At 75.9% G+C, this 15,444-nt stretch carries 15 protein-coding genes; 8 read left to right on the plus strand and 7 right to left on the minus strand.

Annotation, left to right across the window (positions count from 1 at the left end; all coding sequences use genetic code 11):
• Positions 1–8 precede the first annotated feature (8 nt).
• The 3 genes from KDL28_RS15165 to KDL28_RS15175 all read right to left on the minus strand — a co-directional run bounded on the left by KDL28_RS15165 (position 9) and on the right by KDL28_RS15175 (position 2,984).
• Positions 9–839: a class II glutamine amidotransferase gene (locus tag KDL28_RS15165; RefSeq protein ID WP_252439010.1), complete on the minus strand. Its 831-nt coding sequence runs from the start codon at positions 837–839 to the stop codon at positions 9–11.
• A 442-nt stretch (positions 840–1,281) separates the two neighbouring features.
• Positions 1,282–2,019 (minus strand): STAS domain-containing protein, encoded by a 738-nt coding sequence (locus tag KDL28_RS15170; RefSeq protein ID WP_252439012.1) that lies wholly within the window; start codon positions 2,017–2,019, stop codon positions 1,282–1,284.
• Positions 2,020–2,021: 2 nt separating this feature from the next.
• On the minus strand, positions 2,022–2,984 hold the full coding sequence (locus KDL28_RS15175) for an anti-sigma factor RsbA family regulatory protein (RefSeq protein ID WP_252439014.1): 963 nt from the start codon (positions 2,982–2,984) through the stop codon (positions 2,022–2,024).
• A 387-nt stretch (positions 2,985–3,371) separates the two neighbouring features.
• Between KDL28_RS15175 and KDL28_RS15180 the strand changes: the two genes are divergently transcribed.
• The 3 genes from KDL28_RS15180 to KDL28_RS15190 are packed head-to-tail and all read left to right on the plus strand — an operon-like array spanning position 3,372 to position 6,351.
• Positions 3,372–4,166: an MBL fold metallo-hydrolase gene (locus KDL28_RS15180; RefSeq protein ID WP_252439016.1), complete on the plus strand. Its 795-nt coding sequence runs from the start codon at positions 3,372–3,374 to the stop codon at positions 4,164–4,166.
• Positions 4,166–5,212, plus strand: coding sequence for a helix-turn-helix domain-containing protein (locus KDL28_RS15185; protein ID WP_252439018.1), 1,047 nt, complete (start codon positions 4,166–4,168; stop codon positions 5,210–5,212). The genes KDL28_RS15180 and KDL28_RS15185 overlap by 1 nt, the downstream gene beginning before the upstream one ends.
• Positions 5,213–5,223: 11 nt before the next feature.
• A complete protein-coding gene (locus KDL28_RS15190) occupies positions 5,224–6,351 on the plus strand; it encodes an adenylate kinase family protein (RefSeq protein ID WP_252439020.1) in 1,128 nt (375 codons plus the stop codon).
• A gap of 36 nt (positions 6,352–6,387) precedes the next feature.
• Here the strand turns inward: KDL28_RS15190 and KDL28_RS15195 are convergent, their stop codons facing one another.
• On the minus strand, positions 6,388–8,193 hold the full coding sequence (locus tag KDL28_RS15195) for a penicillin-binding transpeptidase domain-containing protein (protein WP_252439022.1): 1,806 nt from the start codon (positions 8,191–8,193) through the stop codon (positions 6,388–6,390).
• Between the two features lie 113 nt (positions 8,194–8,306).
• Here KDL28_RS15195 and KDL28_RS15200 point away from each other — a divergent pair, with 113 nt between their 5' ends.
• From KDL28_RS15200 to KDL28_RS15210, 3 genes are all read left to right on the plus strand, one after another.
• Positions 8,307–9,203, plus strand: coding sequence for a LysR family transcriptional regulator (locus KDL28_RS15200; RefSeq protein ID WP_252439024.1), 897 nt, complete (start codon positions 8,307–8,309; stop codon positions 9,201–9,203).
• Positions 9,200–10,090 (plus strand): serine hydrolase, encoded by an 891-nt coding sequence (locus KDL28_RS15205; RefSeq protein WP_252439026.1) that lies wholly within the window; start codon positions 9,200–9,202, stop codon positions 10,088–10,090. Before KDL28_RS15200 ends, KDL28_RS15205 begins: the two co-directional genes overlap by 4 nt.
• A 62-nt stretch (positions 10,091–10,152) precedes the next feature.
• Positions 10,153–11,241 (plus strand): DUF1015 family protein, encoded by a 1,089-nt coding sequence (locus KDL28_RS15210; RefSeq protein WP_252439028.1) that lies wholly within the window; start codon positions 10,153–10,155, stop codon positions 11,239–11,241.
• A gap of 61 nt (positions 11,242–11,302) precedes the next feature.
• Here the strand turns inward: KDL28_RS15210 and KDL28_RS15215 are convergent, their stop codons facing one another.
• The 3 genes from KDL28_RS15215 to yczE all read right to left on the minus strand — a co-directional run bounded on the left by KDL28_RS15215 (position 11,303) and on the right by yczE (position 14,231).
• Complete coding sequence (locus KDL28_RS15215) at positions 11,303–12,154, minus strand: helix-turn-helix transcriptional regulator (RefSeq protein ID WP_252439030.1); 852 nt, start codon at positions 12,152–12,154, stop codon at positions 11,303–11,305.
• 186 nt (positions 12,155–12,340) lie between these two features.
• A complete protein-coding gene (locus KDL28_RS15220) occupies positions 12,341–13,549 on the minus strand; it encodes a DUF480 domain-containing protein (RefSeq protein ID WP_252439032.1) in 1,209 nt (402 codons plus the stop codon).
• 58 nt (positions 13,550–13,607) lie between these two features.
• Positions 13,608–14,231, minus strand: coding sequence for a membrane protein YczE (gene yczE / locus KDL28_RS15225; RefSeq protein WP_252439034.1), 624 nt, complete (start codon positions 14,229–14,231; stop codon positions 13,608–13,610).
• 171 nt (positions 14,232–14,402) lie between these two features.
• On the opposite strand from yczE, the gene KDL28_RS15230 reads away from it, so the two are divergent.
• Both KDL28_RS15230 and KDL28_RS15235 read left to right on the plus strand, forming a co-directional pair.
• The gene (locus tag KDL28_RS15230) at positions 14,403–14,582 is read left to right on the plus strand and encodes a hypothetical protein (RefSeq protein ID WP_252439036.1); all 180 of its coding nucleotides are present in this window, start codon (positions 14,403–14,405) and stop codon (positions 14,580–14,582) included.
• A 111-nt stretch (positions 14,583–14,693) separates the two neighbouring features.
• Entirely contained in the window at positions 14,694–15,443 is a 750-nt protein-coding gene (locus tag KDL28_RS15235) for a GNAT family N-acetyltransferase (RefSeq protein WP_252439038.1), read from the plus strand.
• Position 15,444 lies beyond the last annotated feature (1 nt).

The raw sequence follows: 15,444 nt of genomic DNA on the forward strand, positions 1-15,444 counted from the left end.
CGAGGAGCTCAGGGCGCCTGCGGGCGGAACGGGACCTCGAGATCGTCACCCGGCTGCACGACCACCGCCGTGCCCGGCGGGATCTCCCGCCACAGCCCCGGCAGGTCGACCAGCGGCTCGGAGACGACCACCCGGGCCTCGTCTGAGAAGTGCTGGAAGCGCTCGTTCTCCGGGTAGAGCAGCCGGACGTCGCGCACCGAGGAGCTGACGAACAGCGTGTTCGCCTCCGGCCCGCTGGCGTACCGCGCCGCGTAGAGCCGGACGCCGTCGCTCACCCCGACCGTCATCTGCAGCGGGTGCGCCACCCCGGCCCGGCGGCCGACCGCCTCGACGAACCCCGCCATCCGCTCCAGCCCGCCCAGCGGGTCCTGGGCCAACCCGAAGGTCAGCGCCAGGTGGAACATCAACTCGGAGTCGGTGGAGCCCTCGATCCCGAGGAACAGCGCCGGATCGACGGCCAGCACCAGCTCGCGGCGCACCCGGTCGAAGCCGTCGATGAAGCCGTTGTGCACGAACATCCAGTCGTCGTGCCGGAAGGGGTGGCAGTTGGTCTGCTGCACCGGCGTGCCGGTCGCGGCGCGCACGTGGGCGAGGAACAGCGGCGAGCGCAGCTGGGCGCTGATCTCACGCAGGTTGCGGTCGCCCCAGGCCGGCGAGGCGCTGCGGAAGAGCCCCGGTCGCTCGCCGGTGCCGTACCACCCCAGGCCGTACCCGTCCCCGTTGGCGATCGCGACGTCGGGGGCGTGGCTCTTGCTCTGCTCGATCAGCGACCGCGCCGGCTGGTAGAGCAGTTCCTCTGGACGGATGGGATCGCCGGAGTAGCCCAGCCAGCGGCACATGGCCCGACTCTCCCACAGGGGCGGGCCGGTAGCGCTGGGTGTTCACCCTTGTGCGGAACGCCGATGCGGAGTAGACCTGGCTGCACCGGGACCCCGACAGGCCAGGCTCGGACCGGAGGAGAAGGTTCGCGCTCCCGGTCGGGCATCCCGGCACGAGCACCGGGCACCCACGCGGAGCACGCCGCGACGAGGCACAGCGCCGTGGGTCTGCGTCATCCGACGGCCGTCGTCGCCATGACGCCGAGACCGATCCAGCACGGCACGAATTGCACGCCTGGTAACCCGACTGCTCGCGCGGTCCGGACGTCGTCCCGGTCCCCCGGGACGGCGTCCGCGGCCACGATCCCGGGCCTTCATCCCGAACACCGCAACGTCACCGAGCCGCGCCCGCCGGCGTGGCGGCGAAGTGGCCGACCGCACCCCTCAGGCGGCCGGAGAACGGTCAGCCGGGCGAGCGCAGGCTGAGTTCGACCAGCTGCAGGGCGCGGGCCACGGGGGGCGCGGCGCCGTGCAGCTCGACGTGCGCGCCGGCCTGCCGGAGCACCGCTGCGTGCCGGTGCAGGACGTGCGCGGCGCCGGCGCTGAGGAACGTGGCCTCGCTCAGGTCGATCCGCAACCGCCTGCCGCGCGCGAGTGCGGTGGCGCGCAGCGCGGTGTCGAGCACGTCGAGGTTCGTCATGTCCACCTCGCCGGCCACGTGGACCACGTCGGTCGTCCTGCGCACGGTGAGCTGTTCTTCGCGCAGGTCCCCCTCGTGGTGCTCGACGGCCAGGTCGAGGCAGTCCGTCCCGACCCCGGGGCGGTCGTAGACGCACAGCACCTCCACCGGGTGATCTGTGCACAGGTCGGTCAGCGCCGTCTCGACGGCGTCGTGGAACCGCTCGGACGTCGTGGCGATCACCTCGTCGGCGTGGATGAGGACGCCGAGCCCCTGGTAGCCGTCGCCGAGGGCCCGCTGCACCAACCGCGCCGGCTCGGCCGACGGGTGCAGGTCCGCGGGGTCGAGGGCGGTTTCCCGCGCCGCGGCGGTGCCGGTGAGCGGGAGCGTCCCGACGGTGCAGATCCGCTGCCCGCGCTCCACCGCGGCCCGGTACCAGGTGTCGATCGCGGTCTGCGTGTCGCCGGAGGCCGTGCGCGAGCGGAGCAGGCCCTTGTGGCGGGTGGTCGTCGTGGCGTCCACGGCTAGCGGCCCCCGTCCCGCGCGTCGAACACCAGCCCGATGCTGAAGGCGTCCTCGGTCCGGTGGAAGGTGACGTGGCTGCACATCTGGTGGGCCATCCACAGGCCGAGGCCCGCGGATCCGCGGCTGGCCGCGGGCAGGAGCCCGACGAACGGGTCCGGGGGTCCGGCACCCCGGTCGGCGACCGATGCCACCAGGCGGTCCGCCGAGCACCACAGCCGCACCCTGACCGGGCTCCGACCGTGGGTGAGGGCGTTGGTGACCGCCTCGTTCACGCACATCACCACGTCGTCGGCGTCCACCGCGTCCGCGGGCAGCAGGTCCGCGCAGGCGCGCGCGGCGCGCCGGGCCGCCGCGGGCGTCGGGTCGAGCAGCTCGAACCGCGGAGGGGACGTGGTCTCCAGCGGGTCGGCGGAGACGGGTCGCCCGAGCAGGAACCGCCGGGGTTCCTCGTAGTGCGCGTTCGCCACGTGCGCCCCGTCGTCCGCGGCGAGCCAGGGATGGGTGCGCATGACGTCCTCGAGCACCGCGCCCGGGGTGATCCGCCGGTCGTAGGGGCACACGTTCGACAGCGGGAACTCCGCGTAGGCGTGGTTGATCGCCGCCTCGTAGCGGGCCCACCAGTCCCACGGCGAACCGTGGCCGGGGTGCGGGGTCTCCCCCACCACCCTGATGTGCCGGGCGCCGTCGGCCACGTGCGCGGCGAGGAGCTCGCGGTGGTGCCGGATCGTGCTGGCCGGGTCGTGGCGCCGGGTGCGCCCGCCCAGGAAGATCAGATCGGGGTGCCCGACGGCCTCGCGGAGCAGGTCGGACGCCCGGTCGTTCAGCGCGACCAGCGTCGGCTCGGTCGCCTTCAGCCCCTCCTCGACGAAGGGCACGACGGCGTCGAGGAGCTCGTCGTCGGAGTCGTAGAACAGCGCCTGGTGGACGTGGCCTCGCCGATGGACGGGTGCTCGCGCCACCATCCGCCCTCCACCTCCTCCGCTCCGGTGCGGCCCGGCCCGGTCACCGGGCGCCGCCCACTGCTGCTGCATCCATAGCCGGTCCGGCCCACCTCTAACCACACCGGGTCCGGCCGAGCTGGTCGGCGAGCGGTCCGGCTGAGTCCGCGCCCCACCGCGCCGTTGAACCTCGGACCGGCGACGTTGCACGCACGGCCAAGCACTGTGCTTCCTGGGCACAGTCGGCGCGACCACCGAGTGCCAGATTGGGCCTCGCCGATCCGGTGAGGCGGGTCGGCCGAGATCACGGAGGCCCGCGCATGCCCTGCCACCCGACCGAACGACCGGTGCTCGTCGACCACCCGCCGCCGGCCGACGTCGTGGCGGCCGAGCCGGTGGGTCGGTGACGGAATGCGGCTGACCCACGTCGGCGGCCCCACCCTGCTGATCGAGGTCGGGGGGTGGCGGCTGCTGACCGACCCCACGTTCGACCCGCCGGGCCGCCGCTACGCCTTCGGCTGGGGCACCTCCTCGGTCAAGACCGCGGGCCCGGCGGTGCCGGCCGCGGAGATCGGCCGCGTCGACGCGGTGCTGCTGACCCACGACCACCACGGCGACAACCTCGACGACGCCGGGCGCGCGCTCCTGGCGTCGGCCGGCACGGTCGTCACCACGCGGTCGGGGGCCCGCCGCCTCGCCGGGTCCGGCGCGGTCGACCCGGGCCGCGTCGTCGGGCTGGCCGCCGGGTCGACGACCGTGCTGGACGCCCCGGGCCGGGCGGCGATCGAGGTCACCGCCACCCCGTGCCGGCACGGGCCGCCGCTGTCGCGCGCGATCGTCGGCGACGTCGTCGGCTTCGCGCTGGGCGGCGGCGCCGCCCTCTGGATCACCGGCGACACCGTGCTGCACCGGGAGCTGCTCGACGTCGCCGGTCGCCTGCGCGTCGACGTCGCCGTCCCGCACCTCGGCGGCGTCCGGTTCCCGGTCACCGGCCCGGTCCGCTACTCGATGACGGCGCGCGACGCCGTGCGGCTGTGCGAGGTGCTGCGGCCCCGCGCCGTGGTCCCGGTGCACTACGAGGGTTGGAGCCATTTCGCGCAGGGCAGGCGGGCCGCCGAGGAGCAGTTCGCCCGCGCCCCGCGGGAGCTGCGCGACGCGCTGCGCTGGCTCGATCCCGGCGTCCCCACCGATCCGGAGGTCTCGTAGTGCTGGTCCTCGACACGACCTCGGTGCCGCCCGCCGACCGGGCCGAGGCCTTCCAGACCACGGTGAGCGCGAACTGCTCGACGAGCGCGGCCACCTTCGCCGACCCGGCCGACGTCCGTGCCGAGGTGCACGCCTTCGAGCTCGGCAGCACGAAGGTCCTCACCATCGACGCGTCCGGCACGACCCTGCGGCGCACGCCGCGGATGGCCCGCGCGATGGACCGGCAGGAGATCGCGCTCGCCCTGCCCCTGCGCGCCGGCAACCACATGCTGTGGGAGCGCGAGGACCGCGTCTTCGGCCCGCGCGACATGATCCTGGTCGACCTGGCCGCCCCGTACGTCTACCGGTGGCCCGCCGGCGGCGCCTCCTACGCCTTCCACGTCGACGTCGACGAGCTCGGGCTCCCGGTGGACGCCGTCCGCAGCGCCGCCCGCGAGCTGCGGGCCAGCCCGCTCTACCCACTCGTGCGCGACCACGTCACCCGCGTGACGACCGGGGCGGGCACGCTGCGGGTCAGCACCGCGGCCGCCGATGTCGGGGCGGCCACCGTCAAGCTGATGCGCGCCCTCGTGCTGTCCGCCGCCGGGGACTCCCGGCGCCTGGGTGAGGCGATGCACGCCTCGACCGCGGCTCGCGTGCAGGCCTACGTCCGCGCGCACCTGCGCGACCCGGACCTCACCCCGGCGCGGATCGCGGCGGCGAACGGCATCTCGGTCCGCACCCTCTACAAGGTCTACGAGGCGCTGGGCACCAGCCTGGAGGGGTCGGTGATCGAGCAGCGGCTCGACGGCGCGAAGGCCGACCTGGTGGCCCCCGTCCGCGGCCACCACTCCATCGCCGCCATCGCGCGCTCCTGGGGTTTCCGCGACGCGAGCTACTTCGCCCGCCGGTTCGGTCGGGCCTTCGGGGTCAGTCCCCGGCAGTGGCGCGCGACCGGGACCGGTGCCGCCGCTCCCGGGGCGGCATCCCGCAGGCGGTCCCGAAGTGCCGCACCACCGGAGCTGACCCCGGATCGACGGGCGCAACCCGGTGGACGCATGGCATAGCGTCGCCTGCGATGGGGAGGAACAGCACGCCCGTCCTCTGGGTGAGCGGCGCACCGGGGACGGGGAAGTCGACCGCCGGCTGGGGCCTGTTCACCCGCATCGCGGAGCTGGGGGGCGACGTCGCCTACGTCGATCTCGATCAGCTCGGGCTGATCGGGCCCCCGCCGGGCGGTGGCGCCGCCGGTCACGGGATCAAGGCCGCCAACCTGCTGCGGGTGGTCGCCGCGCTCCGCCTCCGCGGCGTCCAGCAGGTGATCGTGTCCGGCGTCGTCGACCCGCAGCGGGGCATCGAGCCCCACCTCGCGGACGGGGCGGGTGCGGCCCACGTCGACGTGACCCTCGTCCGGCTGCGCTGTGACCGCGCCGAGCTGCGCCGCCGGTTCCTCGGTCGTGGCTCGTCGGCCGATCTGCTCCCGGAGCTCTTCGACGCGCTCGACGAGCTCGACCGCTCCGGCATCGGCACGGTCCTGGACACCACCGGGCAGCGGTCCGACGAGACCGTCGACGCCCTCATGGATCGGTGCGTCGTGCGTCCCGGCCCGGTCCGCGTGATCCCCCCGCTCCCGGCCGACGACGCGCCGCGACCGGCGCCCGTGGTCGTCGTCACCGGCGCCACGGCGGTGGGCAAGTCGACCGCCGCGTGGAACGTCCTGCGCAGCTTGTGGGAGCGCGACGTCCCGACCGCGTACGTCGACCTCGGTCAACTCGGCTTCGTGCACCCGGGCCCGGACCCCGCCGTGGAGTCGGCCCTCCTCGCGACGCTCTGGCGCGGCTACCAGCGATGGGGGGCCGGGGCGCTGCTCGTCGTGGCGCGCGACCCGCGACCGGTCCTGCACGCGCTGCCGCAGCATCCGGTCACGGTGATCCGCCTGGACGCGGACGCCGCGACGCTGACCGACCGCGTCCGCCGCCGGGCCGCCGGCGAGTCGGCGCTGCTGGCGGGTGACGAGTTGCGCGGAGCGCCGCGCGCGCTCCAGCACCAGGTGGCCGGTCGGGCGGTCGCGGAGGCGGAGCAGCTGCGAGCCGCGCTGACCGGCAGCACCGTCCTCGACACCACCGGGCAGAGCCCCGCAAGGACGTCCGCCGCGTTGCTCGACGTGCTGCGCCCGGTCCTCGGACGCGCCGCCGGCCGGTGGTGATCCCCGCGCGGCGGGGTTCGTTCCGCGCCGTGGGGCTCAGCCCAGGAGCGGCTCGAGGAAGCGGCGGGTGGCCTGCACGGCGGGGGCCGACGACCCGCCGTCCACGACGAGCGCGGCCACGGCGAGGTCACCGGCGGTGGCGACGAACCAGCCGTGCGAGCGGGACCCGTCGCCGAACTGGGCGGTGCCGGTCTTGCCGGCCACGCCGGGCAGGTCGGCCAGGGCGGTGGCGCTGCCGTCGGTGACGGTTTCGCGCATCATCGCCCGCAGGTCCGCGACCACGTCCGGCGGCAGCGGCGCCGGCTCCCGGTCGGACGTGGTCTCCCGCCCGGGCAGCAGCACCGGGGTCACCGCCTGCCCGCGCGCCACCGCCGCGGCGACCAGCGCCATCCCGAACGGGCTGGCCAGCACCTCGCCCTGGCCGATCGACCACTCCACGCGCTGCTCGGGGCGTGGCGCAGGCGGCACCGACCCGGTGATCGTGGTCGTGCCCGGCACGACGTGGTCGACACCGAGGCCCAGCTGCGCCGCGACCTCGGCGAGCCCGTCGGGCGGGAGGTCGACGGCGAGGCGGGCCATCGTGGTGTTGCACGAGTTCGCGAAGGCGGTGTGCAGCGGCACGTCGCCGAGGGCGAAACCGTCGTTGGTGATCTGGCGGCCCTGCACGTTCTCGGTGTACGGGCAGGGCAGCACCGAGTCCGCGGCCGCCGCGCCCGCCCGCAGCGCGGCCGCCGTCGTCACGATCTTGAAGGTGGAGCCGGGCGGGTAGCGGCCGACGAGGGCGGGCGCGCCCTCGCGGTCGGCGGCCGGGGTCTGGGCGACCGCCAGCACGTCCCCGGTCGAGGGCCGCACGGCCACGATCATCGCCTGCTGCTCGAGCGGCGCCAGCGCCGCCTGCGCCGCGCGCTGCACGTCCATGTCGACCGAGGTGACCAGCGGCTGCGCGGCCGGAGGTGCGGCGTCGTGCAGGACCCGGGTGCCGCCGTCGGGCGCGACCGCGGCGATCCGCCAGCCCGCGTCCGCCTCGCTCTCCTCGGTGGCCGCCTCGGCGAGACCGGCCAGCAGCGGGGAGGACAGCCCGGGGTCGGCCGACAGCAGCCGGGTGTCCTCGACCGTCCCGACCCCGGGCAGGTCGGCCAGCGCGGCCCCGATCCGGTCGTGGTCGGGCCCGCGCAGGGTGACGACCCGGTACCGCTGCCCCTCGGGGGTGGCCGCGACGCCGTCCAGGATCGACCGCTCGGTGATCGTCGGGTCGACCTCGCGCAGCTGCCCGGCCAGCGCCCCGGCGACCTCGCGGTCCGCCGCGGCGGGGTCGAGCAGCAGGGTCACCACCCGCTGCGGGGCCAGCAGCTCGGCGCCGTCGGCGGCCAGCACGGCCGGGACCTCGACGTCGAGCGTGTCGAGCCGCAGCCGCTCCCCCGGATCCAGCTCGGGGTGCAGCACCGACGGCGTCCAGTCGACCCGCCAGCCCTCCGCGGTCTCGCGCAGCCCGGCGCGGGTGTCGTAGGTCCAGCTGCGGCCGGCGCCGAAGTCCCAGGACAGCGTGAACGACGCGGTGCCCACCGTGCCCTGCTCCTCGACGCGCAGCCCGTCGGCGCGCACGGCCACCGGCTCGAGCGCGGTCCGGTAGCCCAGCAGCTCCGCGGCGGCAGCCGGGTCGTCGGTCGCCGCGGCCGCCGCCGGCACGTCACCCGCCGTCAGCGCGTCGAGGAACGTCCCCGCCGCCTGCTCGGCTCCCCCGCCGAACAGCCCGCAGCCCGTGAGCGGCGCGATCGCCACCGCCGCCAGCAGCGCCGCCACCGGCCGCCGGACCCGCCCGCGGCCCCCACCCGTCCACACCATCCCGGTCTCCCCCGTCGTCTCGGAGCGGCAGTCAACCCGGGACGGCGCGACGATGTCGAATACGCTATCGACAGCCGTTTCGAACAATCCGGGTATCGAACCAGGTGGGAGGCGTGGTGGACCTGCTCCGGCACGTCCGGTTCTTCGTCGCCATCGCCGAGGAGCGCCAGTTCGGGTTCGCCGCGCGCCGGATCGGGATCTCCCAGCCCCCGCTGTCGCGCGGGCTGCAGCGCCTGGAGGCCGAGCTGGGCGTGCGGCTGTTCGACCGCGGCCCGCAGGGGGTCGACCTCACCGAGGCCGGCGCCGCCCTGCTGCCGCACGCGCACCGGTTGCTGCAGGCCGAGCAGACCCTGCGGCAGGCCGCGCGGGGCGAGGCGGCCGGGCGCAGCGGCGTCCGGCTCGGCGTCGTCCCGCAGCTGCCGCTGGCCGCGTCGGCCCGCCTGGCGTCCACCGCGGCCGCGCGGGCCCCCGGCCGGGCGCGCGGCGGGGTCACCCTGCACACCGCGTCCACCACCGCCCTCGTCGAGGCCGTGGCCGAGGGCCGGCTGGACGTGGCCGTCGTGGTCCATCCCGCGGTGCTGGGGTCGCTGGCCGCCGGTGCGGTGGTCCGGCTGCCGACGGCGCTGCTGGTCCCGCATCCGGTGGCGCGCGGGGCGCCGGCGCGGCTGCGCGAGCTGATCCGCGTCCCGCTGGCCGTCCCGCCGCGCGAGGACAACCCGCCGGCGCACGACCTGCTGGTCGACACTCTCGACGAGCACGGCGTCACGGCGGGCACGACCCGGGCGGCCGACGAGCGGGCCGCGGTCGCCCTGGCCGCCACCGGTCGGGCCTGCGTGCTCACCGCCGATCCCGCGGTCGGGGCCGCCGGGGTGCTGCGGGTGCCGGTGCCCGGCGACGTCCTGCCGCTGCGGCTGCGGGTGGTCGCTCCCGGCGGGTCCCCCGGCGAGCGGCCCCCGGAGCTGGTCGCCGCGCTCACCGCGGCCCTCGTCGAGCCGGCGGGCACCCCGTGACCGGCCCGCAGGCGCGGATCCGGGAGTTGTTCGCCGGGGCCGGGGTGCGCGGGTGGCTGCACGCGGTGCGGATCGACCCCGACGGGCCGGGCCCGGAGGTCGCCGTCGACCCCGACGGCCGGGTGGTCATGGCCTCGGTCTACAAGCTGCCGCTGCTGGTGGCGTTCTGCCGGGCCGTCGACGAGGGCGCGCTCGACCCGGTCGAGCCGGTGCGGCTGCTGCCCGAGGCGCGCACCGCGGGCCCCACCGGGGTCTCGGCGATGAGCGACCCGGTGACCATGTCGCTGCGCGACGTCGCCCGCTCCATGATCATCGTGTCGGACAACGCCGCGGCCGACGCCCTGCTCGACGCCGTCGGCCTGGCCCGCGTCCACGACGTCCTGCGCGTGCTGGGCCTGCACGCCACGACGGTGCGCGGCGGCACCCGCGACACCTACGACACCCTCGTGCGCGACACCGACGCCGACACGCTGCAGGACGCGATGTCCCGGCTCGCCGACAACGACCGCCCGGCCGACCCGTCCGCCCTCGACCCGCTGCTGTCCAGCGCGACGACCGGCCGGGACATGACCCGGCTGCTCACCGCGATCTGGAGTGACACCGCCGCGAGCCCCGCCCAGTGCGCGTACATGCGGACCGTGCTCGGCCAGCAGGTCTGGCCGCACCGGCTGGCGGCCGGCTTCCCGCACCCGGCCGTGCGGGTGGCCGGCAAGACCGGGACGCTGGGCCCGCTGCGCCACGAGGTCGGCGTGGTGCAGTACCGCGGCGAGCCGCCGGTGGCCGTGGCCGTGTTCACCCGGGCCGCCCGCGCCGAGGTCCACCTGCCGGCCGTGGACGCGGTGATCGGCAGCACGGCCCGCGTCGCCGTCGGCGCGCTGCGGGTATGACCCAGGACCGCGGGGCGCCGGACCCGTTGCAGAACTCGGGGCGTGGGGGCATCGTCGCGCCCATGGCCGCGCGAGCCGGACCGGCGACCACCCGCGGCACCCACGTCGTACGTCCGTTCGACGCGTGGCTGGTCCGCGCCGAGGCCGCTGCCGTCGAGGTCGCCCCCATGTCCGAAGTCGCGGTCGCCGCCCGGGCGGCACCCCGCCCGGTGCACCCGGACGCCTACGAGCCGATGGCCCCGGCGCTCTACGTCTACCGGCAGCGCACGCCGCACGGAGAGCACGTCGGCATCGTCTGCGACATCGCGCCGGAGGCGTTCCTCGACGGGCGCGTGCGGGGTCACGAGTCGGTGCAGGCCGACCGGGTCGACGCGCTGGCGCGCTACCTCACGACGACGCCGCAGCGGGTGGAGCTGGTGAGCACCCTGCACCGGGCCGGACCCGTGGTGCGCGCGACGCTGGCGAGCGTGCCCGCGCTGCGGCCGGTCCGCGACATCGACGGGCCCGGCGCCACGCGCCACACGGTGTGGCAGATCCCGCAGGGCCCGCAGACCGATCGGTTGCGCCGCGAACTGGACGCCGCGACGCACTACATCGCCGACGGGCACCACCGGGTCGCGGCCGGCCTCGAGGTGTGGGAGCGCTCCGGGCGCGTCTGCGGCCGCGGCGTCCTGTGCGTGGCCTACCCGCTCGGCGGGCTGCAGCTGAGCTCGTTCGACCGGCGGGTGACCGGCCCGGTCCACCCGGTGCGGCTCCGCGACCTGCTCGGGGCGAGCTTCGACGTCCGCCCGGCCGCCGACATCCGGGAGGCGTCGGAGTCGGGCATCGCGGTCTACCTCGAGCACCGCTGGTACACCGCGAGCTACCCGGGCGAGCGGCCGCCCGGAGCACCGGGGCTGGACGTCTCGCTGCTGCACGCCCGCGCGCTCGACCACCTCCCCGCGGGCACCGTCGTGGAGCTGACCCGGGCCCCGACCGAGGTCCTCCTCGCCGCGTGCGATGCGGACGGCGGGGCGTTGTTCGTGCTGCCCGCGCCGGAGCTCGAGACCATCACCGCGATCGCCGATGCCGGCGAGGTGGTGCCGGCCAAGAGCACGTACTTCTCGCCCAAGCCCGCCTCGGGCATCTTCCTGCGTGGTCGCACCGGGTGAACCACCGGCACGTCCACCGACGCATGACGACCACCCGTCACGGCGGTGCCCGCGCAGCCGTTCAGGCGCTCGGACCAGCGCGGACCCCGCGGGTGACCCGCAGGAACTCCAGCTTCTCGGCGTCCGGCGAACCCGTCGCGACCGTGTAGACGACGATCCGCAGGCTGCTGCCGGGGACGGTGAGGACGTCGCAGTCGCAGGTGATGGCACCGACCTGCGGGTGGTCGACGGTCTTGCGGGCCGAGACGTGCCGACCCACCGCGCCGTGGTCCCACGACCGGGCGAAGTCCGCGCTCGTCGCGCGCAGTTCCGCCACGAGCGCGGCGAGGCCCGCGTCGTGGGGGTGGTCGACGAGGGCGGCGCGCAGGTCGGCGACCAGCGCGTCCCCCAGCGCACCGTCCTCGTCCTGGCGCACCGGCCACGACGCCAGACCGCCCGGGCCGTCGGTGAACACCGCGCGGACCAGGTTGAGCTGCTCCGGTGTCCGGTCAGCGGGGTCCCCGATGAGCGCCGCCCACGACGGGGTCCACATCAGCAGCGTCCAGTCGGCGCTGAAGACCCCCACCGGGAACTCGTCGAGGCGGGCGAGCATGCGCTGCACCCCGGCGGGGACGTGCGTCGAGATCGTCCCCGCGGCGGGCGGCAGCAGGCCCGCCAGCCGGTAGGCGTGATCGCGCTCGTCGGGCTGCAGCTGCAGCGCCCTGGCCAGCGTCGCCACGACCTGCGCCGAGGGGCTCGTCGCGCGCCCCTGCTCCAGGCGCACCAGGTAGTCCACCGACAACCCGGCCAGGACGGCCAGCTCCTCCCGGCGCAACCCCGCCGTCCGTCGTCCCGCGCGCTCGGGCAGACCGACGTCGCGTGGGGAGAGGCGGTCGCGCCAGCGTCGCAGGGTCGTTCCCAGGGTCTCGTCCACCAGGACATCGTGCCCCGGCGCCGAGGCACGAACCTGGTACCGGCCGTCCTACCGTCGCGCCGTCCCCCGTCGTGCAGGGCACCGGCTGATCCCCTCCGGCGGCCGCACGGTGGACCCCACGACCACCGCCTTCCGGAGCCACGTCGCAGGGTCTGCGTGGTCCCGTGCGAAGACACCCACTGCCGATCAGCGAGGCCGGCGCGCCAGGACGTAGAGGCGGTCGGTGGGCGTCTCGACGTCGGGGAGCGGGGACCGCAGGTACCACTCGATGTCCACCAGCCCGGCGGCGGTGACGGCGTCGACCACCTCCGAGGCGTCGTGCAGCACGAAGTCCAGGTCGACGGGGGCACCGAAGAGCTCGTCGACGTGGCGCACCTCCTCCCCGACGTGCAGGGCGAACGCCAGGCGTCCGCCGGGGACCAGCACCCGGGCCAGCCCGGCGATCACGGCCGGGAGCTCGGAGCCGGCCATGTGCACGAACGCGTACCACGCGGTGATGGCCGCCCACCCCGCCGCGGCCCGCGGGCGGAGCAGGTTCGCCAGGTCACCCACCTCGAACTCGACGTCCGGGAACAGGGTCCCGGCCTCGTCGACCATCGCGGGCGACAGGTCGACACCGATCACCGAGGCCCCGGACGCCGCGAGCCGAGCGGCGACGTGCCCCGGTCCGGTGCCGACGTCCGCGACCGGTCCGCCGTCCGCCTCGGCGGCGATGCGGTCGAGCAACCAGCAGTCGAACGGCTTGTGCGCCAGCTCGGCCGACAGTCCCCGCGCGTAGCCCGCCGCGGCCGCGTCGTACCCGGCGAGCACCCGGGCATTGCGGGCATCGGCGCCCGCGGCGATGACGACGTCCCGGTCGACAGCCGCGGGTGGAGGTGCCGCCTCCGGCAGCGGGCCGAGCAGGTGCGCCCACCGCCGATCCTGCTGACCCGCCCGGCGTTCCAACTCCACGACCAGCGGCTCCGGCCGCCCGGCGAGCCCGCGCAGCGCGGCCTCCACCTCGGAGCGGTCCCCGAACGGGTGCAGCCGCGCGGTCCGGGTCCGCAGCTCGCCGGGGGTCTGCGGCCCACGCAGCAGCAACACGGTCAGCACCGCCAGCTCCGGCTCGCCGATCCCGAGGTGCTCCTCGAGCCGCTGGTGGAACTTGACGACCCGGGACCCCGCCCCGGTCCACACCGGCCGGACCAGCTCGCGGTCCCTGAGCTCCTTGAGCGTCGTCTGCAGCGACGAGTCGTCGTACTCGGTGACCGGGTCGCGGTTGCTCGCCTGGTTGCACGCGGTGCGCAAGGCGTTGAGGGTGAGCGGGTAGCTCGCCGGGACCGTGCGCTGCTTCTCCAACAGCGCACCGAGCACCCGCTGCTCGACGGCGGACAACTGCGGTCGCGACTCGGCCACGCCGGGAGCGTAGTACCCCCCGCACCACGATGATCACCACCGATTCCCGGCCACGTGCTCATGGCCGCTCGCGCACCGCGAGGAACGGCAGGAACAGCTGTGTGAGCGGGCCGATGGCCAACGCGTAGAGCACGGTGCCGACGCCCACCGTCCCGCCGAGCAACCACCCGCTGGCCAGCACCAGCACCTCGATGCCGGTCCGGACCACCCGCACCGACCAGCCGGTGCGCGCGCACAACCCGGTCATCAGCCCGTCGCGCGGGCCGGGCCCCAGCCGCGCCCCGACGTAGGCCGCCGTCGCTACCCCATTGAGCAGCACACCACCGACCAGCAGCGCGATCCGCGGCGCGAGCGCGTCGGGGGCGGGGATGACGAGCAGCGCGGCGTCCACCGCCACGGCGATCACGACGACGTTGGCGACCGTGCCGACGCCCGGGCGCTGCCGCAGCGGGATCCACAGCAGCAGCACGAGCACCCCGGTGACGGCGGTGACCGCGCCGAAGCTGAGCGGCGTGCGCTCCGCGAGGCCCTCGTGCAGCACGTCCCACGGGTTGAGCCCGAGCCCGGCGCGGATCTGCATCGCCATGCTCAGGCCGTAGAGCGCCAGCCCGCCGAGGAGCTGCGGGAGCCGCCGGGCTGGGTCGCGGGTGACGGGGAGCGGACGGAGGTCGACGACGGCCATGGGTCCATCCTGCGTCGGTCGGCGCGGACGACCATGGCCAATCCGGAGCCGGTGGACCCCGGCAGCGGGCCTGCGGTGCGGGTGCCCGACGGGAGAATCCCGTGTCCACCGCCCGCGCTTCCGGGCGGACCCCGCTGGTCCGCACCGGGTGCCGCGGCCAGGCTCGCGGGCATGGACGGACTCGAACGACTCCTCGGTGCTCCCGCGACCGCCGCCCGGGACCTCGCCCCGGTGCGCCTGGCGGTGCTCGCGCTGCTCCTGCTCGGCCTGGTGCTGTGCGTCGGCCTGCTCGTGGCCGCGGTCGACTTCTCGGCGGTCGCGCTGAACCCCCAGCCGGAGCCGCCGGGCTGACGGCCGTCCGAGCCCCGGCCGGCCGCGGCCGACGACTGTTCACGCCCGCGCCACCGGCCGGCGGCGCCACGGGATCGGCTCCGTCATCGGCGCCCCGTACCACTACCGGTCATGGCTTCCTGCCAGGTCCTCGTGCAGACACCGAAGTCGTCGACGTCGTACTCGTTGCTGCTGACCACCGAGCCGGACCACGTCCGGGCCGCCCAACGACTCCGCCACCGCGTCTTCACCACCGAGTTCGGTGCCCTCCTCAGCGGCCCCGAGCCGGGCCTGGACATCGACCGGTTCGACGCCTTCTGCGACCACCTCGTCGTCCGGGACGACAGCACCGGCGCGATCGTCGGGACCTACCGGCTGCTGTCCCCCGCGGGCGCCGCGGCGGCCGGCGGCCTGTACGCCGACACCGAGTTCGACCTCGGCCCGCTCGACGAGCTGCGGCCCGGCCTGGTGGAGACCGGCCGGTCCTGCGTCGACCCCGGGCACCGCACCGGGGCGGTGGTCGGGCTGGTCTGGTCCGGGCTCGGCCGGTACCTGCTGCTCACCGGCAACCGGTGGCTGGTCGGGTGCGCCAGCGTGTCGCTGGCCGATGGGGGCGCGACGGCGGCAGGCGTCTGGCACCGGGTGCGCGAGCGGAACCTCGCACCGTCGCGCTACCGGGTCGACCCCCGCCGGCCGTGGCCGGTGCCGCGCTCGACCGGGCGCGGCCCGGTGCCGCCACTGCTGCGCGGCTACCTGAGGCTGGGCGCGTGGGTGTGCGGTCCACCGGCCCACGACCCCGAGTTCAGGTGCGCCGATTTCCCGGTGCTGCTGGGCGTCGACCACCTGGACCCGCGCTACGGCCGCCACTTCCTGGGTGGCTGAG

Origin of the sequence: Pseudonocardia humida (genome assembly GCF_023898865.1) — a bacterium.
In the GTDB taxonomy this organism is placed as follows: Bacteria; Actinomycetota; Actinomycetes; order Mycobacteriales; family Pseudonocardiaceae; genus Pseudonocardia; species Pseudonocardia humida.